This is a genomic window from Marinobacter sp. VGCF2001 (genome assembly GCF_049943275.1).
In the GTDB taxonomy this organism is placed as follows: domain Bacteria; phylum Pseudomonadota; class Gammaproteobacteria; order Pseudomonadales; family Oleiphilaceae; genus Marinobacter.
This window is the reverse complement of sequence record NZ_JBNFVX010000001.1, coordinates 339,781-363,852: the sequence shown is the minus strand read 5'-3', so window position 1 is coordinate 363,852 and position 24,072 is coordinate 339,781. Positions and strand designations below refer to the sequence as shown.

Here is a 24,072-nt window from a genome sequence, read left to right as displayed (position 1 = left end):
GGTGATGGCATTTTGAAAGGTCATAAGCGCGACATCCTGAGTATCGGCAAAGCCCCGCTGAAATCGCCGGTTGCGGTGTCCGTAGCGCTGCATTTGCTGGTCTTCGGCATTGCCCTGGCCGGGTGGTCCTGGAACGCGCCGCCCGAGCCGGAGCCCCGGAGTATTTCCGCGCGTCTGATCAGCCCGGAACCCAGGCCGACGCCGGTTGTGGACGAGCAGGATCAGGACGATAAAGCGCAGGAGCGCAAGCAGGCTCGTGAGCGCGAAGCAGCGGAGCAACGGCGCCAGGCAGAGGAAAAGGCCCGGCAGGAAGCAGAGCAAAAAGCCCGCGAAGAAGCGCGTAAACGCGAGCAAGAACGCCGCGAGCAAGAGGCGCAGGCGCGGGAACTGGCGGAAAAGCAGGCCCGGGAGCGTGAGGCCGCGCGGCAGAAAGCGGAGGCCGCAGCCAAAGAGCGTGAGCGGCAGAAAGCCGAGGAAGAGCGCCGTCGGCAAGAAGAGGCCAGAAAGCGGGCAGAGGAAGAAAAACGCCGTCAGGAAGAGCAGCGGCGGAAAGAGGAAGAGGAACGACAGCGCCGTGAAGAAGAAGCCCGCCAAAAAGAGGCCGAGCGGAAGCGGCTTGAAGCCGAGCGCCGGCTGCGTGAACAGCAATTGCAGGCACTGGCAGAGCAGGCGAGGAAGGATCGTGAGGCAGAGGCCCGAAGACAGCAGGAGGCGGCAGCGGCACGGGCCAGAGAAGCGCAGATGCTCAGTGAAAGTGAAAAGTACCAGGCGCTGATTCGGGAGCGGCTCAGTCAGGCTTGGTATCCGCCGTCTTCCGCTACGGAGAACATGACAGCAAGATTGCAGATCACCCTGTTGCCAACCGGTGAACTGGGCAGTGTGAAGCTGGTCAATAGTAGCGGAAACTCGGCGTTTGATAACTCGGCACTGAGCGCCGTTCGCTCTTTGAGCCGTTATCCCGTTCCGGATAATCGTGACACGTTTGAGCGTTATTTCCGGCAGTTCACGATTGAATTTAATCCGCAAAGACTGCGGTGAGGCTGATGATGTTTATGACAGACAGATCCCGTTGCCTTCAGACTGTATTAAACGCACGCTATGTTGCCTGCCTGTTGGTCTGCTTATTGTTGCCGTTGAGCGCCCGGGCTGAACTGCTGATCCGCATTACTGAGGGCGCGGGGTCCGCGATTCCGATTGCAGTGGTGCCGTTTGCCGAAAGCGGGTCGTTGCCGGCTGGAGACAAAGTCAGCCGCATTATCCAGGCTGACCTCACCATGAGTGGTGAGTTTCGGCCATTGCCGCCATCCAAGATGTTGAGTCTGCCGTCGGAGCGCTCGGAGGTTTATTTCCGTGACTGGCGCCTGCTTGGCCAGAGGTATGTGCTGGTCGGTCAGCTCAGCCGCAATGGCGATCGTGTCCAGGCGCGATATGAGTTGTTTGACGTAAACCAGGAGAAACGGATTCTGGGCGAGACCGCCGCTGTGCCGGCCAATAATATGCGTTCTTTGGGCCATCACATCAGTGACCGGGTTTACGAGGCCGTGACCGGCGCGCCGGGTGTGTTCTCGACCAAATTGGCGTTTATCACGGTGGTGGGGGAGGGCGATCAGACCCGTTACCGCCTGCAGGTGAGCGATGTGGACGGCAAGCGCGCCAAAATCCGGCTTGAAAGTCGTGAGCCTATCCTTTCGCCAGCCTGGTCTCCGGATGGCAGTAAGCTGGCCTATGTGTCTTTCGAGACGGGAAAACCGGTTATTTTTGTTCATGAACTGGCCACGGGTGAACGCCAGAAAGTGGCTGACTTCCGCGGCCTGAACTCGGCCCCCGCCTGGTCTGAAGACGGTCGTTCGCTGTTGATGACGCTGTCGCGTGACGGTAACGCAGAAATCTATCAGATGGAGCTCTCAACCAGGAATCTGACCCGGTTGACTGACCACTGGGCGATTGATACCGAAGCGGCCTGGGACCACGCCGATCGGGGGATCTACTTTACCTCCGATCGTTCCGGCGGTCCCCAGATCTACCATATGGAGCGCCCCGGTGCAGAGCCTCGCAGGATGACGTTTGGCAGTCGCTACAATGCCAGGCCGCGCCCAAGCCCCACCGGCGATTATGTTTATTATGTGCATCAGCGCGATGGCGGCTTCCATATTGCAAGAACCAACCTTGAAAACGGCGAGGAAACCGTGATTACCCGCACCGGCTCTGACGAATCGCCCAGTGTCGCGCCCAATGGCAAGTTGCTGATTTATGCAACCCGCCAGAACGGAAACGATGTGCTAACCGTGGTTTCGGCAGACGGCGGTGCGGCATACAGCCTGCCGGCCTCTGAAGGCGAGGTACGGGAACCCGCGTGGGGCCCCGTTACCCGATAGCGGTCTTCAGCCTGAATTCATGCAACCAATACCTCAAAAGGGGAAATTAACGTGATGAAGATGTCTTTTTCTACCAAAGCGTGTGCCATGCTTTTGTCAGCCGGCCTGGTGGCAGGCTGTAGCTCGACCGGTGAAACTGTTGATGACGGTAACTACGGTTCCGACGTGGCGGCCATCGACCAGGATGGCGGTTCCACGGTTTATGGTGGTGCCGATGGCTCGGGTGTGACGACTACAGAACTGACGGACGAGGAGCGCCGGGAGGCTCAGCAGCAGGCCGAGAAAGAGGCGCTGCGTGATATCACAACCTTCTACTTTGATTTCGATACCTCCGAGATCAAACCAGACGCCCGTGACGTGCTGGTCGCCCACGCCCGCTACCTGGCCGACAATCCGCGCCAGCAAGTACGCGTTGAGGGGCATGCCGACGAGCGCGGCACCAAAGAGTACAACCTGGCACTGGGTGAGCGTCGTGCCAGTTCGGTTCAGCGCTTCTTGATTGTAAACGGTGCTTCCCGTGGCCAGATCGAAACCGTAAGCTATGGTGAAGAAAAGCCGGCGGTACGCGGTTCCACGGAAAGTGCCATGGCACAGAACCGTCGTGTAGAGCTGGTATTCCAGTAAAAACGATTTGACGGACGTTCCCATGAGAAAACAGCTCATGGCGACCGTGCTGATCCCGCTGGGCTTTGGCCTGGCGGGAGTCACCCACGCACAGTCGTCCACACCTGCATTCCAGAATAACAGCTCGGAAGCCCAGCGAAAGGCGGGCAATAACCAGGCAACCGCCGAACTGTTTTACATGATCCAGCAGCTCCAGCGTGAAGTGCGGGATCTGCGCGGCCAGGTCGAGGAGCAGCAGCATCAGATAGGCCGATTGCAGCAGCAGGGCAGAGATCGCTACGTGGATCTCGACCAGCGAATTCTTGATTTGTCCAAGGCCGTGGAAACGCGGGCCAGCGAGGCGCCGGCGGCAGCCCCGTCCGATGCCCCGAAGGACGAAGCCCGAGACTATCGCGCTCCCGGAGCGGAAGAGCAGGAGGCTTACAACGCCATCATCGATCTGATTCGTAACAAAAAAGATTATGATGCCGCGATCACACAGTTGTACGAATTTGTCGACGCTTATCCTGAGGGCGACCTGACGGTTAACGCCTACTACTGGCTGGGCGAGGTGTATCTTGCCAAGCCGCAGCTTGAGCAGGCGCGTCAGGCGTTTACGATTGTTGCTACGCGTTACACCGACCATCGCAAGGCTCCGGATGCCGTGTATAAACTGGGCGTTACCCTGGATAAGCTGGGTGAAAAAGACGAAGCCGCGCGCCGCATGAAGACTGTGGTGGAGCGCTATCCGGAATCCGGTGCGGCGGCACTGGCGAAAAAGTACCTGGAGCCCGCCCAGGGTTGATCGGTATTTGATCAACCTGTTTTGATATTGACCAGCGAATAAAAAAAATGGGTTGAGCGTAAAAAAAGGGGTTGATCACCAAAAAAAATTCAGTAGTATATGCGCCTCGCTTGGGTCGTTAGCTCAGTTGGTAGAGCAGTTGGCTTTTAACCAATTGGTCGAAGGTTCGAATCCTTCACGACCCACCAAATCAAGATTGCAGGGCTCCGGCCGTGTGATCGCTGGATGAAAGGCCAGCACACAGTTATGGGTCGTTAGCTCAGTTGGTAGAGCAGTTGGCTTTTAACCAATTGGTCGAAGGTTCGAATCCTTCACGACCCACCAACATTGCCAGCCCGATTTTAGGCTGGCGGAAAAAAAAGAGCCGAAAGGCTCTTTTTTTTTGTCCTTACGAGCCCACCTATTACCTGCAGGCCCAATGCAATCTTCGAGTCTGGCTTGGTAAGGTTGCAGGATCATGAATCAAAAGGCAGAAGTGATATACTCTGGCCGTTAACGTCAATCAGAGAACAAATGATGACTAAAGCGCAAGATCGCATTCTGGTTCAGGAACATCTCGCCCATCAGGCGGAACCCAAGCCCTTGAGTGCCTCCGAGAAAAAAGACCTCGAGGCAAGGATCAAGGTGGCTCTGAAGGAGAAGGATGCCGTACTGGTTGCGCATTACTACACAGATCCGGATATCCAGCGCCTGGCGGAAGAAACCGGCGGTTGCGTGGCGGATTCACTGGAAATGGCCCGGTTCGGCAACCAGCATCCGGCGTCTACGGTCGTTGTTGCCGGGGTTCGCTTCATGGGGGAGACGGCAAAAATCCTGAACCCCGAGAAGCGGGTTCTGATGCCAACCCTGGAAGCCACGTGTTCGCTGGATGTCGGCTGCCCGGCAGACGAATTTTCAGAGTTCTGCGATCAGCATCCGGACCGGACCGTGGTGGTCTACGCCAATACCTCTGCCGCGGTCAAAGCGCGAGCGGATTGGGTGGTTACCTCCAGTTGCGCTCAGGCGATTGTCGAGTCCCTGGATGCCAAGGGTGAAAAAATCCTCTGGGCACCAGACAAGCACCTGGGTGGTTACGTACAGAAAACCACCGGTGCAGACGTTTTGCTGTGGGACGGTTCCTGCATTGTGCATGAGGAATTCAAGTTCCGTGGGCTGGAGGATCTCAAGGCGCTCTATCCCGACGCTGCCGTTCTTGTGCATCCCGAATCCCCGGATGCCGTGGTTCAGATGGCCGATGTGGTTGGGTCAACCTCGCAGTTGATTCACGCGGTGCAAACCCTTCCCAACGAAGAATTTATCGTGGCAACAGATAACGGTATTTTCTACAAGATGCAGCAGTTGGCCCCGAACAAGACCCTGATTGAAGCGCCTACGGCCGGCAACGGCGCTACCTGTCGCAGTTGTGCTCACTGTCCGTGGATGGCGATGAATGGCCTGGAGAACCTGTTGCACGTGCTTGAGCACGGGGATCAGGAGGTTTCTGTGGATGACGGGTTGAGAGAAGATGCGTTGCGCCCGCTCAGGAGAATGCTGGACTTCACGGCTAATATGAACCTGAAAGCCGCGGGTAACGCCTGAATCGGGCGTGTCTCGCGGCTATCACCGCTAGCTGGCTTCACGCTGCTGAAGTCGGCTGGTCAGTTCGCCTAGCCGCTCGCTAACCACCTGTCGCTCCGTTGAGCCGGCCGGTAACTTTTCCTGGGCCTGGCGCAATTGCCGTTGTGCCGACCGCAGATCGCCCATAAGAACGTCGTACTCTGCCCGTGCCCGGTGAACCCCTACGATATTTCTGGCCATGCCTTCGGCCTCAGCCAGCCTCAGCCACAATTGCTCCTGCCCGGGGCGTCGCCGGGTGAGTTCCCGAAGATGGCCGGCTGCGGCTGAGCCGTTGCCATCGGCGATTTCCGTGGCGGCCAGCGTGGCCGTGATCGGGTAATTGCCCGGATTGCGTGCCAGCGCGTCCTGCAGAAGTGTCCTGGCATCGCCGTACCGTTTCTGGTCGATCAGGGTTTCGGCCAGTGAAACCTGGAACGTGATGCGCCCGGGGTTGGCGTCAAGCAAATCCCGGAGCAGCCGTTCGGCCTTTTGATAATCCCGGTTTTCCTGATAGGCAACGGCCAGGCCGTAACGAATGGCGTCATTCCGAGTGGCGTCTTCCCGGGCCAGATAGGCTTCAAACGTTTCTACCGCACTTTCCGCAGAGTCGCTGTAATGAACCTGCAGTCGGCTGCGTACCAGGTGGTACTCCTGGCCGTCCTGAATTCGGGTGTCGGGGTATTGTTCCGCCCTGTTGCGGCTATCCGCCACCCGATTCTGGGTTAACGGGTGTGTAGACAGGTATTCCGGCAGACGATTACCCTGCAGGCGATTCTGGCGCATCATGATTTCGAACATTTCCGGCATACCCCTGGGGTCCATGCCGGCATTTGCCAGAATCTCCATGCCCACACGATCGGCCTCCTGCTCGTGGGCCCGGCTGTAAGCCAGCATATTCTGGACCGCCATGGCCTGGGTGCCGGCGATGGCGGCGATGCCGATATCGGACTGGGTAACGGCAGAAAGTACAATGCCGGCGATCATGCCGGCCAGCGTAAGCGGTGCGCTCGTTTCCTGTTGCTGCATCCGGCGGGCAAAATGGCGCTGGCTGAGGTGCGCCAGCTCGTGGGCGAGTACCGATGCAAACTGTTGCTCGGTGGCGGCATTCAGGAAAAGGCCACCATTAACGCCGACAACGCCGCCTGGCACGGCGAAGGCGTTGATTGCCGGGCTGTCGATCAGAACCAGTTTCAGGTCGCGGTTATCCAGTGGCGCCGAAGGTACCAGCCGGTACATGATGGCGCTCAGGTAGTCGTAGACGAGAGGGTCCTGAAGTTGAGGCGCGGAGCGCCGTAACGACGACATAACCTGTTGGCCAATATCCGCTTCCTGTTGCCCGGAAATCAGGCCGCCGCTGCCACCAATGCTGGGCAGGTCGGCTGTCTGGGTATGTGCCGCCGGGCTGATCACCATTACCATGGTGGTCAGCAGCAGGATGAGCGCCCGCAAGTGGCGGTGCGGACAGAAGGGGCGTAGCGTCATGTGTCTGAGCGTACCTCGAATTCTGATGGCCGGTTAGACAGGGTGGTAATCGGCAAGTTCTCCGGAGTATTACCAACTCTTGTGATGCAATAGAGTAACACCAGCGGCATAATGCCTGCCTGATTACTGTATGAAACGTAATGGTAAATTCTGATTATGGCTGACAAAACCCTGGATGCCAGCGGCCTTCGGTGCCCTATGCCGCTGTTGAAGACCAAGCTGGAGCTCAATGCCATGGCACCTGGCGAAGAATTGGTTGTGCTGGCAACCGATACCGGCTCACTGCGGGACATACCTGCCTGGCTGTCGCTGTCACCGCACTCTCTGGTCAGCCAAACGGAGAGTAATGGGGCATACCGTTTCGTGATAAAGTGCGGCGGTTAATTTCCGGAGTTATTCATGGTCAGAATTCTGCGTGGGCTAGCCCACAAGTATTTTTCAGACGAAGAAGCCGTCATCCTGTTTCTCCTGTTGGTGACGGGCACCGTTTTCATTATCTGGTTCGGCGCTATGCTGGCGCCTGCCATAGCGTCTCTGATTGTCGCTTTTATCCTGCAGGGCCTGGTGTCCAAGCTCAGCCGGTTGGGAGTGCCCGAGCTTATCGCCGTGATCGGGGTGTTTGTGATCTTCCTCGGTGTACTGGTGGGCTTTATCTTTGGCTTGCTGCCGCTGATCTGGACCCAGCTCAGTAATCTTGCGGGCGAAGCGCCCCGCATTATCCGTGAGCTGCAATCCTACCTGGAGGTTCTGCCCCAGCAGTACCCGCACCTGGTGTCGACCGAATCGGTCAATACCATGTATCAGCAGATTTCCGCTGAGGTGGGGCACCTGACCCAGTGGCTGGTGTCATTTTCCCTGTCCAGCATACCGGATCTGGTCGCATTGCTGATCTACATGGTTCTGGTGCCAATTCTGGTGTTTTTCTTCCTGAAAGACCGCACCGTGCTGGTCAACTCCTTTGCCAGGCTGCTGCCGCCCCAAAGACCGATGATGGTTCGTATCTGGCACGAGGTAAATCTGCAGTGTGCCAATTACGTTCGCGGCAAGGCGGTTGAGATTCTCATTGTCGGGGGTGCGACCTATATCGGCTTCAAGCTTCTCGGAATGCCTTACGCTGCGCTGCTGTCTCTGCTGGTGGGCCTGAGCGTGGTGATTCCCTATATCGGTGCGGCCGTTGTGACCATTCCGGTGGCCGTGATCGCGCTGTTTGCCTTTGGCTGGGGAAGCCATTTCATCTGGGTGATGGTGGTTTACGGAGTCATTCAGGCGCTGGATGGTAATGTACTGGTGCCGATTCTTTTCTCCGAAGTGAACAATCTGCATCCGGTGGCCATCATCGTGGCGGTGCTGTTCTTCGGTGGAATCTGGGGGTTGTGGGGGGTGTTCTTTGCCATTCCGCTGGCGACTATGCTGAAAGCTGTCTTTGCCGCCTGGCCGGTGAAGGATACGCCTCCGTCACCGGCCAACGCGGACCAGGGCGGCGTCAGAGAGCCTTAACGGCCTCGAGTACTTCGTCGGCGTGCCCTTTCACCTTGACGCCACGCCATTCCTGGCGCAGCACACCTTCCTTGTCGATCAGGAAGGTGCTGCGTTCAATGCCCAGGTGTTCCTTGCCGTACAGCTTTTTCAATTTGATCACATCGAAAAGCTGACATAGCGCCTCGTCTTTGTCTGAAATCAGGTGGAACGGAAAACCGTGTTTGGCCCGGAAGTTTTCATGGGCCTTCAGGCCATCCCGCGAGACCCCGAAAATCCGGGTGTCTTCGGCTTCAAAGGCTTCAATTCTGTCGCGAAAATCCTGGCCTTCGGTGGTGCAGCCGGGCGTGTTGTCTTTCGGGTAGAAATAAATAACGACGTTACTGCCTTTCAGATCTGCCAGGCGAACGGTCTGATCGCCGGTGGCGTCAGCCTGAAAGTCTGGCACGGGCTGGTTTAATGCTACGGATGACATGACATCTCCTTTAATTCCCTTGTGTCAGTTCGAGCCCAACATTACCATATCGGTTTTATTCGGACGGAGCTTTTATGATTACGGGTAGCCTTGTCGCACTGGTCACGCCCATGCATCCCAACGGTGACATCCACTGGGAGGATCTGGACAAGCTGGTGGACTTTCACATTGAGAACGGCACACATGGCATTGTTGCCGTGGGTACCACCGGTGAATCCGCGACCCTGGACCCGGAAGAACATATCCGGACCATCGGGCACATCATAAAACGCGTGAACGGTCGGATCCCCGTTATCGCCGGCACCGGTGGTAACAGTACGCGCGAAGCCATCGAATTGACCACCGAGGCGCACAGGCTGGGTGCCGATGCCTGCCTGCTGGTCGTGCCGTACTATAACAAGCCGACTCAGGAAGGCCTTTACCAGCACTTCAAGGCCATTGCCGAGGCCGTGCCGGGTATGAGCCAGATTCTCTACAACGTACCAGGCCGGACCGCCTGCGATATGTTGAACGAAACGGTGCTGCGGCTTGCGGATATCCCCAACATCATCGGGATCAAAGACGCGACCGGGAATATCCCCCGCGGTGCAGAGCTGATTGAGGGGCTGGCGGGCAGGCTGGCGGTGTATTCGGGTGATGATGCGACTGCGGCTGATTTGATGCTGGCGGGTGCCAAAGGCAATGTCTCGGTAACTGCCAATGTGGCGCCGAAAGCCATGGCACAGTTGTGTGAGGCCGCTGTTGCGGGCAACGAGGAAGAGACCGCTCGCTTGAATGAATTGCTGGGGCCTCTTAATCGCAAGCTGTTCCTGGAAGCCAATCCGATTCCGGTAAAATGGGCGTTGCACCGAATGGGTTCGATCGGTGAGGGCATACGTCTGCCGCTGACCCCGCTCAGTGCGAAGTTTCACGGCGAAGTGGAAGACGCGCTCAAGGCCTCTGGCGTTCTCTGAGGCCACCGTTACCGTTAACCGGAGTAACCCGATGCAGGTTCCCGCAAGAGCCCGTAAGAAAACCGTAGTATTCAGCCGGCCGGCCGTGGCACTGGTATTATCCAGTGCGCTGGCCGGATGCAGTCTCATCGATGATCGTTCAGAAGATTACGTTAATGCGCCTGAAGGCACCCCGATCCAGGTTCCTGAGGGCCTCGACGACCAGCGGCTGAGCGAGACCATGCCGATCCGTGCAATCCGTACAGACGATGCCCGCAGCCTTTACCCGTCTTCGATTCCCCGCCCGCCGGACATGACCTCTGAGATCCTCGACGAGAATTACGTTATTGAGGAGCTGGATGGTCGGATCTGGTTGCTGGTCAATGAAGTGCCGGGTCGGCTCTGGCCGGTTGTCAGTGGCTGGATGAATGAGAGCGGGCTGGGCATTGCTTACGACAGTCCGCAGCTGGGTGTTCTGCAGAGCGAGCTCGCTAATTTCAGCAAGCGCAGCCGTCAGCTGCTTGGGCTGGATGATTCGCCTTCGGCAGGCGAGCCCAAAGTGGTTCTACAGGCCCGACTGGCTCCCGGTATCCGCCGGAAGACCACCGAGATACGTGTGCGTGCGCTTGAGCTTGAGCAGGCCCCGGGCGAACTCATGCCCTGGGACTCTGCGGCTGCCCCCAAGATGGCGACGGAGCAACAGCAGCGGGCTTTACTGGCCGAGCTGAGTGAATTTCTGAAACAGCGGGAAGACAGCAAGTCATTTTCACGCGCGGCCTCGGGCATGGTGTCTGAACCTTTGGTTCGCCTGCTCTCCGAGCAGGATGAAGCCGTGGCTATCCGGATGGAGCTCGATTTCGGGCGCACCTGGGCCGAGGTTAACCGGTCGCTCGAAGAAATGCCCCTGACGGTTATGGATCTGAATCGAAGTGAGGGCTGGCTGCAGGTCGATTTCCGCACCGAGGATGAGCGCAGCCCTGGCTGGTTCTCCTGGTTTGCTGACGAGGAAGAGCCGGTTCACACCCACACCATCCGAATCGAACGTGGGGACGGCGCCATGCGTGTTATTGCCGGGCAGCAGGGCAGTTATAACGGTGAGCGTAGCGCCGCCGACCTGCTCACCCGATTGTTTGAACGTCTGTATTGATTAACGGGGTGGCACTGCCACCGGCCGTTTGGAGAAAGTAATGGAAAAGCGTGAAGAGCTCTATGCCGGCAAGGCGAAATCGGTTTACCGCACCGACAATCCGGAACGTTTTGTTCTGGTATTCCGCGATGATACCTCGGCGTTTGATGGCGAGAAGAAAGAACAGCTGAACCGCAAAGGCATGGTGAACAACAAGTTCAATGCGTTTGTGATGGAAAAGCTCGAAGCCGCCGGCGTGCCCACCCATCACGAGGGTGTGTTGTCAGACACGGAATCGCTGGTGAAAAAACTCGACATGATCCCGGTCGAGTGTGTGGTGCGCAATGTGTCTGCCGGGAGTTTGTGCCGTCGTATTGGGGTGGAAGAAGGTCTGGAACTGAACCCGCCCACGTTCGAGCTGTTTTTGAAAAACGACGAACTGCACGACCCGATGGTGAACGAATCGCTGGCTGTAAGCTTTGGCTGGGCGGCATCGGATGAGCTGGCTCGCATGAAGGAGCTCACCTACAAGGTCAACGACGTTCTGAAGAAACTGTTTGACGATGCCGGTATGCTGTTGGTGGACTATAAGCTGGAATTCGGTCGCAGCGGCGGCGAGATTGTGCTGGGTGATGAATTCAGCCCCGATGGCTGCCGCATCTGGGACAAGGAAACCCGCAAGAAAATGGATAAGGACCGGTTCCGCCAGGGCTTGGGTGATGTGATCGAGACCTACGAAGAAGTCGGTCGTCGGCTCGGCATAAAGTTTGACTGACCGGACAATACAACCATTACAACAGGTGCGTTATGCGTAAACTGATGATTGCTTTGGGTGGCTCGCTGGCTTTTGCCACGCCACTGGCCAGTGCCGATATCCTGGGTGTTGGCGCCAACGTGAGCTACTGGGATTCCGATTTCTCCGGGGAAGTGGTTAACAAAGACTCGGGCGTTGATATTGAAAAGGATCTCAACCTCGACAGCGACAGCAACGCCAACTTCACCGCCTTCTTCGAGCATCCGGTGCCGGTGCTGCCCAATGTGCGGTTGAATTACACCAGCATTTCCCAGAGTGGGCGTGGTGAGATTGGCCTCGAGAAATTTGACATCATTGACGCTGGAGCGCCGGTATCGTCTGATTTGGACATCGACCAACTGGACGTCACCCTCTATTACGAAGTGCTCGACAACTGGGTTAATCTGGATCTGGGCCTGACGGCGCGTAACTTTGACGGTGAACTGGTTGTTCGGGATCTGGATGACACGGCGAATATAAGCAAAACCTCCGTCGACGCCGTCGTCCCCATGGGCTACCTGGCTGCCCGTTTTGATCTGCCGTTCACCGGTGTGTCAGTCGGCGCCGAGGGCAACGTCATCAGCTACAGCGGTGATTCCTTGCACGATTTCAATGCCTACGGCCAATATGAGATTTCGTTGCTCCAGCTGCGGGCGGGTTATCGCCAGATGGCCATCGATTATGAAGACGATGATGACAGGCTGGATGTGGAAATGTCCGGCCCCTTCGCCAGCGTGGGCGTGGCGTTCTAAGCAGCCTCAGTAAAAGGCGCCTCCGGGCGCCGTTTTTTATGGAGACCCCATTTTGAAAATTCTCGTTACGGGAACCGCCGGTTTTATCGGTTCACATCTTGCCCACCGCCTGCTGGACCGCGGCGATGAGGTTATCGGCGTGGATAACGTCAACGACTATTACGACGTCAGTCTGAAAGAAGCCCGGTTGGCGCGATTACTGAACAAACCGGGCTTTACCGAGGTCCGGCAGGATGTTGCAGACCGGGAAACCATGGAAGCGGTGTTCCGTGAGCATAAACCCGAGCGGGTGGTGCATCTGGCAGCACAAGCCGGCGTACGTTACTCATTGGAAAATCCGCACGCCTACGTGGAAGCTAACCTGGTTGGCTTCATGAATATCCTCGAGGGTTGTCGCCACAACGGTGTGAAACACCTGGTTTATGCGTCCAGTAGCTCTGTGTACGGTGCCAACGAAACCATGCCGTTCTCGGTGCACGACAACGTCGACCATCCGCTGAGCCTGTATGCGGCCTCCAAGAAAGCCAATGAATTGATGGCGCACACATACAGCCATCTTTACAACCTGCCGACCACGGGGCTTCGCTTCTTCACCGTTTACGGCCCCTGGGGTCGGCCAGACATGGCGCTGTTCATCTTTACCAAAAAGATTCTGGCCGGCGAGCCGATTGACGTGTTCAACCACGGTCATCACAAGCGGGATTTCACGTACATTGATGACATCGTTGAAGGTGTGATTCGTACCCTGGATAACGTCGCCACGCCGAACGAGGAGTGGAGCGGTGCCCAACCAGACCCGGGAACCAGCAAAGGGCCGTATCGCATCTACAATATTGGCAGTAATAATCCGGTGGAACTGTCGCGGTTTATCGAAATCATTGAGGAACGGGTGGGCAAGAAGGCGGAGAAGAATCTGCTGCCGTTGCAGCCTGGCGATGTGCCCGCTACCTACGCCAATGTTGACGACCTGATTACCGACGTTGGCTATAAACCGTCAACCACGGTGGATGAGGGCATTGCCAACTTTGTGGACTGGTATCGCGAGTTTTACCAGGTATGAGTCTGCCGGCGTAACCCGGGCAAATTGGGGGCAGCCCCTTGTTTGCGGTGATTCAAAAAGGCCAGCAACGTTGCTGGCCTTTTTGGTGTGCGACTGCTTGCAGCCAGATCAGGCAGCGGCCGCCTTACGACGAGCGCGGAAGCCCATGCCCAGCAGGCCAAGCCCAATGAGTGCGAGGGAGGAAGGCTCCGGCACCGAGGTGGACGGCTGGCAAGCCGGATCGGTGGGGTTGAGCTGACAGAAATCCAGGGTTTCCTGCAGCTTTTTGTTCGCGAAGTTCGTCACGAAGTTCTGTACCACAGTTTGGTCGGTTGTATTGAACTGGTTCAGATCAAAGACCGAACCGCCATGGTCTGTGATCAGTTGCTGGTAAGATGTAATCGTGCTGCTCCTTCTGAGAACACCGTTGTAGAGCGCGTTATTGCTGGTGAGCAGGCCGCTGAGGATACTCTCGGAAACGGCTGCACCACCCACTGCACCTCTCGATGTGGAATCCCCGTTCGAGGGCTCGTCCGTTAGGATGATGATGTTTTTGACCGCATTACTGCGGAAGGAGAAAGTCGGGGACTGGTTATCCAGTGCGTTCAGCGCGAACGCCGTGGCGGTGTAGCCAGGCTCTGAAGCACCATTGGTCCTCAACCCTTGCGCGGCGCTTGAAAAACTACTGGCATCGGTAAAGTCGGTGAGCATCCTGGGCGCTGGCGAGCTGCTGCCGTAGCCGACCAGGCCATACTGGGCATTGACCTGGTTAGTGCCTGTCAGAATGCTGGCAAACAAACCGATGTTGGTTCGCAGATTGGCTTGCACGTTGCCCATGGAGCCGGATTCGTCCACCACAAAGACAATGTCACTGAGAATCGGTGCCGCCTGTGCCGGCGATACGGCGATGGTGGCTCCTAGCAAGAGCCCTGAGAATAGTTGTTTGATGTTCATTGTGGGTTTCCTCTCGTCCCGGTTTCAGTCGTTGTCACCCGTTATGTCGTCGGGCGTAACAGGACGAAAGCATAGTGCGTACCATTTCTTGAGTGTTTTTATTTGATACGGTAAATCAGCGGCTTACAGGTTTTATTGAAACACTCGGAACGAGCGGTGTATAAAAAGCTGACAATTGCGTGGAGTGTTGTATGCCCTCAGGCAGGAGGGTGATCGCGGCCGGTCTTGAGCCTGAAAACAACGGACTGACGTGTCAGGGGGCAGTCGAACGCCAGGTATTTGGCCACAAGCTCAAGTCTGGCGGCGGCCCTGGTGCCATACAGGCGGTCGCCGAGAATCGGATGGCCGATCCCTGCAAGATGACGACGTATCTGATGCTTTCGCCCGGTATCGATTTTGACTTCGACCAGGGTGCTATTGCCATCGTCGTCAACATCGAGTGTTGACACGTAGCTTACCGATGCTTTGCCATCCAGCGCGGTGTCGATGCAGCGGCCCTTTGCCTCCAGAACGCCGGTTACCCGCGCCTCGTAGATTTTGGTCATCGCCCGACCGGAAAATAAAGCCGAGAGCGCGGCGGCTGCTTTGCTGTCGTGGGCAATCAGCATCAAACCTGCGGCGTCGGCATCCAGGCGGTGGACCAGAAAGCAGGGTTTGTTCAGTTCTACCTCTGCCTGGCGCAGCAGGCTGCAATGATCGCCCCACTGAGAACCCTGCGACAATAATCCATGGGGCTTAAACCAGACACTGTAACGCCCTTTGTTCTCAAGCATATCGGCAGCCTCGGGTTGGCGTGCCAGCACCTGGTCGTCGTAGAAAAGCTGGATCCGGGTACCGGGTTTCAGCTCCCGCTTGGCCTTGCGTAATCTCACCTGTTTGCCTTTAACGGTCCACCAGCAGGCGCCTTTGGCCATGGCATCCTTGATACGCTGCTTGGGCAGGCCGGAGGCCTGGGCCAGTGCGTCTACAGCGATAACGGAAGAATCGACAACAAGATCAAACGTTTTTTTCATGGGCATTCAGGCAGAGCAAGCCATTCTCGGGAAGAAAGGGCAATAGTACGGAGCAGGCTGCAGCGGAACAAGCGTTTCAGGTCACGCAGAGAACGCTATTGGTGGTTACCCCAGGTGCGAACAGGCGTGTACACTGAAGAAATCAGGTTTACCGGAGACAGGTTATGCCCCTAATCGGCTGGCTTTTTATTTTCGCTGCCTTTGCCATGGTAGTCGGAAGTCTGTTGTTGTTGCGGGACAGTGCCAACATGAACATCCCCCGGGAGAAGCTCGAAAAAATCCGACAACGCAAGAAAGAAGCGGAAAAGCAGGATCAGGAAGACGAGCAATGGTAACTCTCAATTTGCCCCGAAGTCCGCTTCAGGCTCGCAGGCTTCTTGCTGCAGCCACTCGGTGAATTCACCCACGGCCGGCCTTGGTTCCGGGTGAGAAAACAGCCAATAGGCGCGGGCGGTGTTGGCCCGCTCTGTAAACAGAACCTCCAGCGTGCCGTTGGCGAGTTCCTGTTCAATCAGGCGGGGAGGGCAGAGGGCCACACCCTGGCCCGCGATTGCAGCCGAGCTGAGCAGGTTGAAATCCTGATAAAACATACCTCTCTCGAGATGGCTGGGGTTCAGTCCCTGCCCTTGAAACCAGTAACGCCAGGGATCAGACGTTGCATCGTGCAACAGATCGAGCCGCAGTAGGTCCCGTGGGTGGTTTATCGGCGCGATGGTTTGCAAATAGAGAGGGCTGGCCACCGGCACTGTATCGCCTTTGAACAGCCTGGTTTTTGCGAAATTGCCCTGCGGGTTACCGTCGAACCAGGTGATTTGGACATCGATATCGGGCGGTACATCCGTGCTGGACGAGTCAATGTACTGAAAACTGATGGCGTAATCCGGATGGAGTGCGCGGAAACGGTTCAGCCTGGGGATCAGCCAACGCACGGCTACCGATGGCAGACACATGATCCGGATCTGCTCAACCGCGGTAGCGCCGGTGACCGTATCCAGCGCCTCGTCAATCAGCTCGAAACCTTCCTTCAGGCGCAGCGCCAGTTGCTCACCCCTCGGGGTCAGGCGTATGCCCCGGCCTTTTTTCTCCAGTAACTGAACATTCAGGCTGTCCTCCAGCCGCCTGAGTTGGTGGCTAACGGCAGATTGCGTGATATGCAGCACTTCCCCGGCGGCGCGCAGGCTACCGAGTCGGGCGACCACTTCAAAGGTTTTCAGCGAAGACAGGCTAGGGCGCGACATACATGACTCAAATTCAACATTCCGCTCAATAATAATCAATTTTTATTATTTTTTCTTAAGGATAGTCTAGCCAATACCTTGCAGGAAGTGGAATGAATCCGGCCTGGCGGCACTGTCTGGCTAACAACAAATACACAAGAGGTGAGCCATGAGCACATCTGTCATTATCTCGTTTGCCATCTATCTGATCATGATGCTGGCGATCGGTATCTATTTCTACCTGAAAACCAACAACCTCTCCGACTACGTGTTGGGCGGCAGAAACCTGCCCCCGAGCGTGGCTGCCCTGAGTGCGGGCGCATCTGATTTGAGTGGCTGGGCCCTGATGGGGCTGCCGGGCGCAATTTTCAGCGACGGCTATGGTAAGGCCTGGATCGCGGTCTGGACGCTGGTTGGCGTGTATATCAACTGGACGTTCGTTGCCGAGCGCTTACGGGTGTTTACCGAGAAAGCCGGTAACGCACTGACCATTCCAGACTACCTGGAAGCCCGGTTTGTCGACCAGCAGCGCATTCTCCGTACTGTGTCTTCGGTGGTCATGCTGGTGTTCTTCACCTTCTACGTGTCCGCCGGCCTGGTGGGCGGGGCCCTCCTGTTTGAAAGCCTGTTCGATATGAACTACTCGGTCGCACTCTGGGTTGGCGCGACAGTAATTGTGTCGTACACCTTTCTGGGCGGTTTTTCAGCGGCCTCCTGGACCGACCTTGTGCAGGGCCTGATGATGGCGTCCGCCTTGTTTGTGGTTGCCGTGATGACCGCCATCGCGTTGATGAACGGAGAAACCGGTTCAACAAACTCCGATGCGATTGCCGCATTGCCGGGCTGGACTGAGGGTCTGACTGTTTTGGGGATGATTTCGCTGGCGGGCTGGGCCATTGGTTACTGCGGCCAACCGCACGTGATTGTCCGCTTCATGGCGTTGCGCAAGCGTGAAGATGTGAAGGTTTCCCGTCGTATCGCCATGGTCTGGTCTGCCATCACCATGGCCTCGGCGGTTGCCGTGGGTGCGGTCGGTTACTATTGGTATGGCGGCGCGCTCGAGAACAGCGAACGGGTCTTCATTCTGTTGGCCGATACCATGCTTAACCCCTGGGTGGCCGGTTTTGTGCTGGCGGGTGTGCTGGCTGCCATCATGAGCACCATCGATTCTCAATTGCTGGTGTGCTCCAGCGCCATTGCCGAAGATATTTACCGCGGTTTTATCCGGCCGAACGCCAGCCAGAAAGAGCTGGTGTGGTTGAGTCGATTCAGTGTGGCTGCTGTTGCTCTGTTGGCGGCCATTATGGGAACAAACCCGGAAAGCAGCATTCTTGATCTGGTGGCCTATGCCTGGGGTGGATTCGGTGCAGCTTTCGGGCCCGTCATACTGTTTTCCCTGTTCTGGCGCGGTATGAACCGAAACGGCGCCATTGCCGGCCTGGTGGTGGGTGCTGCCACCGTTGCCATCTGGAAGCCGCTGACCGGTGGTCCCGGAGGCCTGTTCGATATCTTTGAAGTGGTACCCGGTTTTGCCCTGTCCTGTCTGGCGGTGGTCGCGGTGAGCCTGCTCACGGATGGCCGGCGCGAGGCAAAGCAATTCGATGGTTTGATGGTGCATTTCAACGAGCCGAAAAACGCCAACAACTGATCTTTCCCGGAGGAACTGACAATGTCTGATGTACACGCCGCATACCGCGCAACCAAGGGCTCCATTCTGGATGTCGACAAAGGGTTCTACGATAGTCTGACAGAAGCCAGCACACAGCGAGAGCTGGTCGAAACCCATACCGTCCCCCTGCGGGACGGTCTGGCCTGGACTGTGCCTGCCGGGCACGTGTTCCGGGTGAAAGTGACCGATGGGCCGCAGGTCGGCGACTTCAATATGTGGAGCCTGCACAACCCGAGAGAGCGTATGTGGGCGTCCCGCACCCGCCAGCTCCAGCGCGCGCACGTGAGCACCTATGATCGCTTGTGGTCCACCTTACCTTACCTGCGCCCGATGGCGACCATTATCGACGACACCATGGCGGATTACGGGGTGGACGACGAAGGCGGGCGCGTGCACGACCTGCTCGGCACCCGGTGTGATCCCTACGTAAACCGCCTGCTGACGGGAGAGGATTTTGATTTTCACTGCCATTCGAACCTGGTCAGGGCGGTTGAACCCTACGGTTTGACCGAATTCGATGTGCACGATGTTCTCAATATCTTCCAGTGCACCGGTCTGAACAGCAACGACCAGTATTTCATGAAAGCCTGCCCGGCGCGCAAAGGAGATTATCTGGAGTTCTTCGCAGAAATCGACGTGTTGTGTGCCATGTCTTGTTGCCCGGGTGGTGACTTGTCGGTAGACCTCTGGGGTGAAAACGCCCAGGATCCGCTGCAGACCTGTAATCCGCTGGGGGTTGAGATCTATCGGGTAGACTCGGACCTGCTCCGGAACTGGAAATCACCGGAGTATGCACCTTATAAAGGTAAGCATGGGCGCCAGAATCCCGGGATTGATTGGGCCGCCATCAAACAACAGAATTGCTGCTGAATTCGGTAAAACCTGAGGAGGTGTGAAACCATGGCCAAATTGCTGCTGAACGCCGATGTCGGCGAGAGCCACGGTGCCTGGACGATGGGCAATGATCCGGCAGTGATGCCGGTCCTGGACCTTGCCAATATTGCCTGTGGCTTTCACGCCTCCGATCCCGACATCATGCGTGCCACCGTGCGCCTGGCAGCCGAGCATCAGGTAACCGTGGGAGCCCACCCGGCCTACCCGGACCTGGTCGGCTTCGGGCGACGTTCCATGGCCTGCTCGCCGCAACAGGTGGAGAATCTGGTGTTGTACCAGATAGGTGCGCTGGCGGCGATGTGCCGGTCAGAAGGGGCCGCTCTGCACTATGTAAAGCCCCATGGCGCACTTTATAACGACATGGCGCGGGATCATGAACTGTTAGCTGCGGTGATGCGGGCGGTCAGCACCTTCGGCGACAACCTGGTGTTGATGGTGCCGGCCACGCCAGACTCCGGGCCGGTGCGCGAACTGGCCCGGGAGCATGGCTTGCAACTATGGTTTGAAGTCTTCGCCGATCGGGCTTATCACCAGGATGGCCGTCTGGTTTCACGCACACAGGAAGGTGCCGTTCACCATGATCAGCAGATCATTGTGGATCAGGCGTTGTGCTTTGCCGAGGGCAGGGCGATCCGGTCCATCGAAGGGGCCGACCTGATTCTCCATGCCGACACGCTCTGTGTGCATGGCGACAACGAGGCGTCCATACGGGCGGCCAGGGCCATCCGCGAAGCCCTCGGCCAGAGGGCCGGATAATGCGCCGGCTCCCTGCAATCGAGAACGCCGGTGTCGGCGCCTGGCTGGTTCGGCTGTTCGAGGATATTGACGAGGGCAATCTGCCGTGGGTTCTGGCATTAACCCGGAAATGCGAGCAGGCATTTGGAGGCGCTCTGGTCGATCTTGTGCCGTCTTACACCACCGTTCTAGTCCAGTACGACCCGTTACGGCTGCACCCCCAGCAGGCAAAGCGGGAACTGCACACGTTGCTTGCCGATCTGTCGCCCGCCACGGCTGAGTCCAGCGGTCAATTGCGTGAACTTCCGGTCTGGTACGGCCCATCGGTAGGCCCGGACCTGGAGCGGCTTGCCCGGGAGAAGTCCATGAGCGTGGAGGAGTTGGTTGCCCTGCATACTGGCCAGGAGTACCGGGTTTACGCACTGGGCTTTGCGCCAGGGTTTGCCTTTATGGGCTCGGTGCACCCCAGGCTGGAAGCGCCAAGGCTGTCAACGCCCCGGCCGCGCGTCTATCCGGGGAGCGTGGCACTTGCGGGGCGGCAAACCTCGGCCTACCCCACGCAATCACCCGGTGGCTGGAACCTGCTTGGCCGTACCCCGTTGACCCTGTTCGAACGAAGCCGGCAGCCTATGAGCTTTCTCCAGATTGGCGACCGGGTACAACTGGTGCCGGTCAGCAAAGAAGAGTTTTTACGTCTGGGAGGCGATGCAACGCCCCAGGAGGACCACTGATATGCCAACGGAATCCGCTTTCAGGGTCGTTCAGGCCGGGCCATCCGCATCGCTTCAGGATGCGGGCCGGTATGGGGTCCGTCACCTGGGCATTACCCAGGGTGGTGCTGCCGATTTACACGCCTGGGCCTGGGCGAACTGGCTGGCCGGCAATGCCTGGGGCTGCGCCGTTCTGGAAGTGACTTTTGGCGGCTTAACGCTTGAGGCAAGCCGGACGCTTACAGTGGCGCTGGCGGGCGCTGATCTGGGTGCCACGCTGGACGGTGAGCGGGTTTCACCCTGGGCGTCCTTCAAAGTCACCGCGAACCAGCGGCTGACATTCAAGGCCCCGAAAGCCGGATTACGGGCCTATCTTGCCGTTGAGGGCGGGTTTGCGGCAGAGCCTGTATTGGGGAGTGTGTCCGGGGTTGCCCGGGAAAAACTGGGAGGGCACGACGGCGAGGGGGGGGCGCTTCGTACGGGCGATGAGCTTCGGGCTGTGCCTGTCGATAACCCGGAAAACCAGGCCCTGCGGGTGATGCCGGCAGACCAGATTCCTGACTACGATCAGCCACCCACTCTGGAGTTCGTTCTGGGTGCACAGGCCGGGGACTTCCGGGGCATCAGTCTGTTCGATTTCTTCAACCGGGCCTGGGCGGTGGATAACCGCTCTGACCGTATGGGGATTCGCCTGAAAGGACCCGTACTCCGCTCAACTGTCGGCAGTATGGTGTCTGAAGGCCTGGCGCTCGGGGCGGTGCAGGTCCCGCCAGATGGCCAGCCGATCGTATTGCTCAACGACCGCCAGACCATTGGTGGTTACCCTCGATTGGGCACCTTGCCCCCCCTGGCTTGCAGCCGACTTGCCCAATGCCGTCCCGGCCAGCATGTGAGATTCCGGCCGATACCCCTGGACCGCGCGCACCACGCCTATCTGGAATTTCTCGGGGCCTTTTGTTGATTTAAGGCGTGAAAGCCAGCGCGGTTCCGTCAGGGGTGCTCCCTAATTGAATCTGTTGTTGTTTGGGGGTTCCACTGTCCACTTACGGGAAATGAATAGGTGCCTTTACCCATCCACGGTCCCGGCGTTTTGAAGCAGGGTAGCGCCGACTTCAAATTCGACAGGATGCGCTGGCGGCTCAGAGCGAGCCGCGGGGATAGCTTATCCTCAAACAGGGAGTATGGGGTGATGGCAGTGTTCAGGGGACGAAGCTTACTGATATTCTCGGCGCTTTTTATTCTCGCTTTGATGGGTTTTGTTGTTATACAAGACCGCTCGGTGAACATCTGGGCGTTTGTATTAATGACCTGCCAAAACTCTCGACCTGGAACGAAACTTACACCGGCAGTAACTGGCAATCCAAATGGACCGTTTTCTATTGGAGTTGGTGGATATCCTGGTCACCTTTCGTGGGTATGTTTATCGCCAAGGTTTCCAGGGGCAGAACCATACGCGAATATCTGCTAGGCGTGCTGCTGGTGCCGGCTTCGTTCAATTTCTTGTGGATGACGGTGTTCGGCAGCAACGCTCTGTATCTGGAGCTGTTTGCCGGGGTGTCGTTTGCCGAGTTGGTCACTCAAGCCCCCAGTGAAAGTCTGTATCGCCTGCTGGACTACCTGCCATTCAGCGCGATCACAACGGGCATCGCGGTCATCGTTGTGCTGGTCTTTTTCGTCACATCTGCCGATTCCGGTGCGCTGGTAGTCGCCACGCTGACGTCCAATGGCAATGACCCAAGTTGGCGGCAACGGTTTTTCTGGATGGCCAGCGTAGGTATGGTCACAGCGTTTCTATTGAACGCCGGAGGCCTGGAGGCATTGCAGTCGGCGGCTATCGCCAGCGGGTTGCCATTCAGCCTTCTGTTGCTGGCGTTTATGCCGGCACTGGTGATTGCGCTCAAACGCCCCCACGTTCAGCCACCAGAAAAAACGCCGGACATTGAGTGACGATTGCATTGTTACTGAATCGCATGGTTCGGATGAGCTCATACAAATCCGCGGTACGGTCGCAAAGCGGACATTCGAGATGGAGCAAGCCGTTCTGCTTAATCGACCTGCAATATGAACATCTCATAACCAAACTCACCGAGATACTGGTCAATAATTCCAATTTCTCGATCAATGTCGCTCAGTGCCATCGATTCTGCCATCTGAGGCTCCAACTCATTGAGGCGTGAACGCAAAGGTTCATAATAATTTGTCCATGCCTGCTGGCTCAGGGAAAAATGATCAATTACCGTATATCCCGCCCGCCGAATTTGTTGCTCACGTGAAGAAACTGATTGTATGTCAGGATATTCTTGATGCCAAAAGTCCACGGCGGTCTGACTTGGCGTGTCTGTAAGCCAGACCAAATCATTCACCACGATGCAGCCTTTTGGCTTCAAGAGTTTTTTCCAAGTTGTAAGCGCTTTCTCAAAGCCCATAACGTAGGCCGACGCTTCTGCCCAAATGAGATCGAAGCTGCCAGTCTGGAATGGCAAATTCGTCATACTTGCGCATTCGGTTCTCACTCGGTCTTGAAGGCCTTGCTCAACAAGCCGTTGTTCCAATGCCTCTAGTGCGCTTGCTTCATTGTCCACGGCCACGACCTGAGCCTGAGTCTTTCCGGCAAGTATGATAGTGGCAAGGCCCTTGCCACAGCCGATATCAACCACGTGAGTTGGTACGATAGGCATTCGGGCCAGAGCTTTAACAGTATCTTCTTCAGAGCCTGGTCCCCACCGGTCAAGGCCCTGGAAAACGGCCATAAAGTCGGCCATGTATTGGTCATGTTGATTCATATCTTTAGATAACCATTTCAAATGCAGGGCTTGCCGCTCACTGAAGCCTTGCTGTTTAATCCAATCTAGGTAGGCGTTGGGTGCGACCCGGTCAGTTACCCGGTGCCAGGAACGCAACGAGCCTTTACCGAGCAATGCAGAAAGCAGGCGACTGGCTCTCTGCTTTGCTTCGATCTCAGCATTCAACTGCACCATTCGGCGTTGCAGTATGTCTCTATCGAGCTTGCCATTGAGGCAGTCCTTGCACTCCTGGAGGCTCAGCCCCCCGGCTTGTAGCTGTTGCAACAGCCGAAGGCGCTGGAGGTCCTTTTCCCCATAAAATCGATATCCGTTCGACTGACGCTTGCCAGTGATTAGTCCTTTTCTTTCGTAATACGACAAAGTTGATCGGGATAGACTGAGCTGTGCAGCCAGCTCTGAGATTCGATACATGACACCCCCAACTTTGCTACTACAGATAGAAGGTAAACTATGAAGTTGTAGACGGGCCAACAACGAAAGTGGTTTTGAGTCAACCTACAGTGTCCCGAAAGCTAGGCCAATGTCCGCTTTTGTTTAAAATCGGGCTTGAACGGCCGTCGTTTCGTGGTCACTACAGAGTTGCAGGCCCCTCCCGTATCCTGATCAAAGATCACATTCTTTG

The 24,072-nt window shown here is 57.1% G+C and carries 25 protein-coding genes and 2 tRNA genes; 21 read left to right on the top strand and 6 right to left on the bottom strand.

All coding sequences use genetic code 11. The annotated features are described in order from the left end of the window. Positions 1 to 12: 12 nt before the first annotated feature. The 7 genes from tolA (at position 13) to nadA (ending at position 5,361) form a co-directional block, all read left to right on the top strand. On the top strand, positions 13 to 1,038 hold the full coding sequence (tolA, locus tag ACP2AU_RS01655) for a cell envelope integrity protein TolA (RefSeq protein ID WP_426374028.1): 1,026 nt from the start codon (positions 13 to 15) through the stop codon (positions 1,036 to 1,038). Between the two features lie 8 nt (positions 1,039 to 1,046). Then, the gene (tolB, locus tag ACP2AU_RS01650; RefSeq protein ID WP_426374421.1) at positions 1,047 to 2,375 is read left to right on the top strand and encodes a Tol-Pal system beta propeller repeat protein TolB; all 1,329 of its coding nucleotides are present in this window, start codon (positions 1,047 to 1,049) and stop codon (positions 2,373 to 2,375) included. Positions 2,376 to 2,429: 54 nt separating this feature from the next. Continuing rightward, entirely contained in the window at positions 2,430 to 2,999 is a 570-nt protein-coding gene (pal, locus tag ACP2AU_RS01645; RefSeq protein WP_426374027.1) for a peptidoglycan-associated lipoprotein Pal, read from the top strand. A gap of 22 nt (positions 3,000 to 3,021) precedes the next feature. Next, positions 3,022 to 3,783: a tol-pal system protein YbgF gene (ybgF, locus tag ACP2AU_RS01640; protein WP_426374026.1), complete on the top strand. Its 762-nt coding sequence runs from the start codon at positions 3,022 to 3,024 to the stop codon at positions 3,781 to 3,783. Positions 3,784 to 3,895: 112 nt separating this feature from the next. Beyond that, positions 3,896 to 3,971 (top strand) — tRNA-Lys (locus ACP2AU_RS01635). A 60-nt stretch (positions 3,972 to 4,031) separates the two neighbouring features. Further along, positions 4,032 to 4,107: transfer RNA gene (locus tag ACP2AU_RS01630), tRNA-Lys, on the top strand. Between the two features lie 192 nt (positions 4,108 to 4,299). Continuing rightward, the gene (nadA, locus tag ACP2AU_RS01625; protein WP_426374025.1) at positions 4,300 to 5,361 is read left to right on the top strand and encodes a quinolinate synthase NadA; all 1,062 of its coding nucleotides are present in this window, start codon (positions 4,300 to 4,302) and stop codon (positions 5,359 to 5,361) included. A gap of 27 nt (positions 5,362 to 5,388) precedes the next feature. On the opposite strand, the gene ACP2AU_RS01620 is transcribed toward nadA, so the two are convergent. After that, positions 5,389 to 6,861 (bottom strand): M48 family metalloprotease, encoded by a 1,473-nt coding sequence (locus tag ACP2AU_RS01620; RefSeq protein ID WP_426374023.1) that lies wholly within the window; start codon positions 6,859 to 6,861, stop codon positions 5,389 to 5,391. 156 nt (positions 6,862 to 7,017) lie between these two features. On the opposite strand from ACP2AU_RS01620, the gene ACP2AU_RS01615 reads away from it, so the two are divergent. Then, the gene (locus ACP2AU_RS01615; protein ID WP_426374022.1) at positions 7,018 to 7,245 is read left to right on the top strand and encodes a sulfurtransferase TusA family protein; all 228 of its coding nucleotides are present in this window, start codon (positions 7,018 to 7,020) and stop codon (positions 7,243 to 7,245) included. A gap of 15 nt (positions 7,246 to 7,260) precedes the next feature. After that, complete coding sequence (locus ACP2AU_RS01610) at positions 7,261 to 8,358, top strand: AI-2E family transporter (protein WP_426374021.1); 1,098 nt, start codon at positions 7,261 to 7,263, stop codon at positions 8,356 to 8,358. Here the strand turns inward: ACP2AU_RS01610 and ACP2AU_RS01605 are convergent. After that, positions 8,345 to 8,812 carry a peroxiredoxin gene (locus tag ACP2AU_RS01605; RefSeq protein ID WP_426374020.1) on the bottom strand — a complete coding sequence of 156 codons (468 nt, stop codon included), beginning with the start codon at positions 8,810 to 8,812 and terminating at the stop codon, positions 8,345 to 8,347. The genes ACP2AU_RS01610 and ACP2AU_RS01605 overlap by 14 nt on opposite strands. 74 nt (positions 8,813 to 8,886) lie before the next feature. Between ACP2AU_RS01605 and dapA the strand changes: the two genes are divergently transcribed. From dapA to ACP2AU_RS01580, 5 genes are read left to right on the top strand one after another with little or no spacing between them, the layout of a single operon-like run. Beyond that, on the top strand, positions 8,887 to 9,765 hold the full coding sequence (dapA, locus tag ACP2AU_RS01600; protein ID WP_426374019.1) for a 4-hydroxy-tetrahydrodipicolinate synthase: 879 nt from the start codon (positions 8,887 to 8,889) through the stop codon (positions 9,763 to 9,765). A 31-nt stretch (positions 9,766 to 9,796) separates the two neighbouring features. Continuing rightward, complete coding sequence (gene bamC, locus ACP2AU_RS01595) at positions 9,797 to 10,891, top strand: outer membrane protein assembly factor BamC (RefSeq protein ID WP_426374018.1); 1,095 nt, start codon at positions 9,797 to 9,799, stop codon at positions 10,889 to 10,891. 40 nt (positions 10,892 to 10,931) lie between these two features. Continuing rightward, a complete protein-coding gene (purC, locus tag ACP2AU_RS01590) occupies positions 10,932 to 11,645 on the top strand; it encodes a phosphoribosylaminoimidazolesuccinocarboxamide synthase (protein ID WP_426374017.1) in 714 nt (237 codons plus the stop codon). Positions 11,646 to 11,677: 32 nt separating this feature from the next. After that, complete coding sequence (locus ACP2AU_RS01585; RefSeq protein WP_426374016.1) at positions 11,678 to 12,415, top strand: TIGR04219 family outer membrane beta-barrel protein; 738 nt, start codon at positions 11,678 to 11,680, stop codon at positions 12,413 to 12,415. A gap of 52 nt (positions 12,416 to 12,467) precedes the next feature. Then, complete coding sequence (locus ACP2AU_RS01580; protein ID WP_426374015.1) at positions 12,468 to 13,475, top strand: NAD-dependent epimerase; 1,008 nt, start codon at positions 12,468 to 12,470, stop codon at positions 13,473 to 13,475. A gap of 108 nt (positions 13,476 to 13,583) precedes the next feature. Here the strand turns inward: ACP2AU_RS01580 and ACP2AU_RS01575 are convergent, their stop codons facing one another. Both ACP2AU_RS01575 and ACP2AU_RS01570 read right to left on the bottom strand, forming a co-directional pair. Further along, on the bottom strand, positions 13,584 to 14,408 hold the full coding sequence (locus tag ACP2AU_RS01575; protein ID WP_426374014.1) for a VWA domain-containing protein: 825 nt from the start codon (positions 14,406 to 14,408) through the stop codon (positions 13,584 to 13,586). A 197-nt stretch (positions 14,409 to 14,605) separates the two neighbouring features. Next, the gene (locus ACP2AU_RS01570) at positions 14,606 to 15,421 is read right to left on the bottom strand and encodes a pseudouridine synthase family protein (RefSeq protein WP_426374013.1); all 816 of its coding nucleotides are present in this window, start codon (positions 15,419 to 15,421) and stop codon (positions 14,606 to 14,608) included. A 164-nt stretch (positions 15,422 to 15,585) separates the two neighbouring features. Between ACP2AU_RS01570 and ACP2AU_RS01565 the strand changes: the two genes are divergently transcribed. Beyond that, positions 15,586 to 15,756, top strand: coding sequence for a DUF2897 family protein (locus tag ACP2AU_RS01565; RefSeq protein ID WP_426374012.1), 171 nt, complete (start codon positions 15,586 to 15,588; stop codon positions 15,754 to 15,756). Between the two features lie 3 nt (positions 15,757 to 15,759). Here ACP2AU_RS01565 and ACP2AU_RS01560 read toward each other — a convergent pair whose 3' ends face one another. After that, positions 15,760 to 16,659 (bottom strand): LysR substrate-binding domain-containing protein, encoded by a 900-nt coding sequence (locus ACP2AU_RS01560; RefSeq protein WP_426374011.1) that lies wholly within the window; start codon positions 16,657 to 16,659, stop codon positions 15,760 to 15,762. A 148-nt stretch (positions 16,660 to 16,807) separates the two neighbouring features. On the opposite strand from ACP2AU_RS01560, the gene putP reads away from it, so the two are divergent. From putP to ACP2AU_RS01530, 6 genes are all read left to right on the top strand, one after another. Continuing rightward, the gene (putP, locus tag ACP2AU_RS01555; RefSeq protein WP_426374010.1) at positions 16,808 to 18,286 is read left to right on the top strand and encodes a sodium/proline symporter PutP; all 1,479 of its coding nucleotides are present in this window, start codon (positions 16,808 to 16,810) and stop codon (positions 18,284 to 18,286) included. A 21-nt stretch (positions 18,287 to 18,307) separates the two neighbouring features. Then, a complete protein-coding gene (locus ACP2AU_RS01550; protein ID WP_426374009.1) occupies positions 18,308 to 19,177 on the top strand; it encodes an urea carboxylase-associated family protein in 870 nt (289 codons plus the stop codon). A gap of 30 nt (positions 19,178 to 19,207) precedes the next feature. Next, positions 19,208 to 19,957, top strand: coding sequence for a 5-oxoprolinase subunit PxpA (locus ACP2AU_RS01545; RefSeq protein ID WP_426374008.1), 750 nt, complete (start codon positions 19,208 to 19,210; stop codon positions 19,955 to 19,957). After that, a complete protein-coding gene (gene pxpB / locus ACP2AU_RS01540; protein WP_426374419.1) occupies positions 19,954 to 20,667 on the top strand; it encodes a 5-oxoprolinase subunit PxpB in 714 nt (237 codons plus the stop codon). Before ACP2AU_RS01545 ends, pxpB begins: the two co-directional genes overlap by 4 nt. 1 nt (position 20,668) lies before the next feature. Continuing rightward, positions 20,669 to 21,607 (top strand): biotin-dependent carboxyltransferase family protein, encoded by a 939-nt coding sequence (locus ACP2AU_RS01535; RefSeq protein ID WP_426374007.1) that lies wholly within the window; start codon positions 20,669 to 20,671, stop codon positions 21,605 to 21,607. Positions 21,608 to 21,810: 203 nt separating this feature from the next. After that, positions 21,811 to 22,593: a BCCT family transporter gene (locus ACP2AU_RS01530; RefSeq protein ID WP_426374417.1), complete on the top strand. Its 783-nt coding sequence runs from the start codon at positions 21,811 to 21,813 to the stop codon at positions 22,591 to 22,593. Between the two features lie 98 nt (positions 22,594 to 22,691). Here ACP2AU_RS01530 and ACP2AU_RS01525 read toward each other — a convergent pair whose 3' ends face one another. Further along, a complete protein-coding gene (locus tag ACP2AU_RS01525) occupies positions 22,692 to 23,861 on the bottom strand; it encodes a MerR family transcriptional regulator (RefSeq protein WP_426374006.1) in 1,170 nt (389 codons plus the stop codon). Positions 23,862 to 24,072 lie beyond the last annotated feature (211 nt).

Excerpts from the sequence above, each read along its gene's own strand:
- tolB (WP_426374421.1), top strand. The coding sequence starts at position 1,047 with ATGTTTATGACAGACAGATCCCGTTGCCTTCAGACTGTATTAAACGCA.
- pal (WP_426374027.1), top strand. The coding sequence starts at position 2,430 with ATGAAGATGTCTTTTTCTACCAAAGCGTGTGCCATGCTTTTGTCAGCC.
- ybgF (WP_426374026.1), top strand. The coding sequence starts at position 3,022 with ATGAGAAAACAGCTCATGGCGACCGTGCTGATCCCGCTGGGCTTTGGC.
- nadA (WP_426374025.1), top strand. The coding sequence starts at position 4,300 with ATGACTAAAGCGCAAGATCGCATTCTGGTTCAGGAACATCTCGCCCAT.
- ACP2AU_RS01620 (WP_426374023.1), bottom strand. The coding sequence starts at position 6,861 with ATGACGCTACGCCCCTTCTGTCCGCACCGCCACTTGCGGGCGCTCATC.
- ACP2AU_RS01615 (WP_426374022.1), top strand. The coding sequence starts at position 7,018 with ATGGCTGACAAAACCCTGGATGCCAGCGGCCTTCGGTGCCCTATGCCG.
- ACP2AU_RS01610 (WP_426374021.1), top strand. The coding sequence starts at position 7,261 with ATGGTCAGAATTCTGCGTGGGCTAGCCCACAAGTATTTTTCAGACGAA.
- ACP2AU_RS01605 (WP_426374020.1), bottom strand. The coding sequence starts at position 8,812 with ATGTCATCCGTAGCATTAAACCAGCCCGTGCCAGACTTTCAGGCTGAC.
- dapA (WP_426374019.1), top strand. The coding sequence starts at position 8,887 with ATGATTACGGGTAGCCTTGTCGCACTGGTCACGCCCATGCATCCCAAC.
- bamC (WP_426374018.1), top strand. The coding sequence starts at position 9,797 with ATGCAGGTTCCCGCAAGAGCCCGTAAGAAAACCGTAGTATTCAGCCGG.
- purC (WP_426374017.1), top strand. The coding sequence starts at position 10,932 with ATGGAAAAGCGTGAAGAGCTCTATGCCGGCAAGGCGAAATCGGTTTAC.
- ACP2AU_RS01585 (WP_426374016.1), top strand. The coding sequence starts at position 11,678 with ATGCGTAAACTGATGATTGCTTTGGGTGGCTCGCTGGCTTTTGCCACG.
- ACP2AU_RS01575 (WP_426374014.1), bottom strand. The coding sequence starts at position 14,408 with ATGAACATCAAACAACTATTCTCAGGGCTCTTGCTAGGAGCCACCATC.
- ACP2AU_RS01570 (WP_426374013.1), bottom strand. The coding sequence starts at position 15,421 with ATGAAAAAAACGTTTGATCTTGTTGTCGATTCTTCCGTTATCGCTGTA.
- ACP2AU_RS01565 (WP_426374012.1), top strand. The coding sequence starts at position 15,586 with ATGCCCCTAATCGGCTGGCTTTTTATTTTCGCTGCCTTTGCCATGGTA.
- ACP2AU_RS01560 (WP_426374011.1), bottom strand. The coding sequence starts at position 16,659 with ATGTCGCGCCCTAGCCTGTCTTCGCTGAAAACCTTTGAAGTGGTCGCC.
- putP (WP_426374010.1), top strand. The coding sequence starts at position 16,808 with ATGAGCACATCTGTCATTATCTCGTTTGCCATCTATCTGATCATGATG.
- ACP2AU_RS01550 (WP_426374009.1), top strand. The coding sequence starts at position 18,308 with ATGTCTGATGTACACGCCGCATACCGCGCAACCAAGGGCTCCATTCTG.
- ACP2AU_RS01545 (WP_426374008.1), top strand. The coding sequence starts at position 19,208 with ATGGCCAAATTGCTGCTGAACGCCGATGTCGGCGAGAGCCACGGTGCC.
- ACP2AU_RS01535 (WP_426374007.1), top strand. The coding sequence starts at position 20,669 with ATGCCAACGGAATCCGCTTTCAGGGTCGTTCAGGCCGGGCCATCCGCA.
- ACP2AU_RS01525 (WP_426374006.1), bottom strand. The coding sequence starts at position 23,861 with ATGTATCGAATCTCAGAGCTGGCTGCACAGCTCAGTCTATCCCGATCA.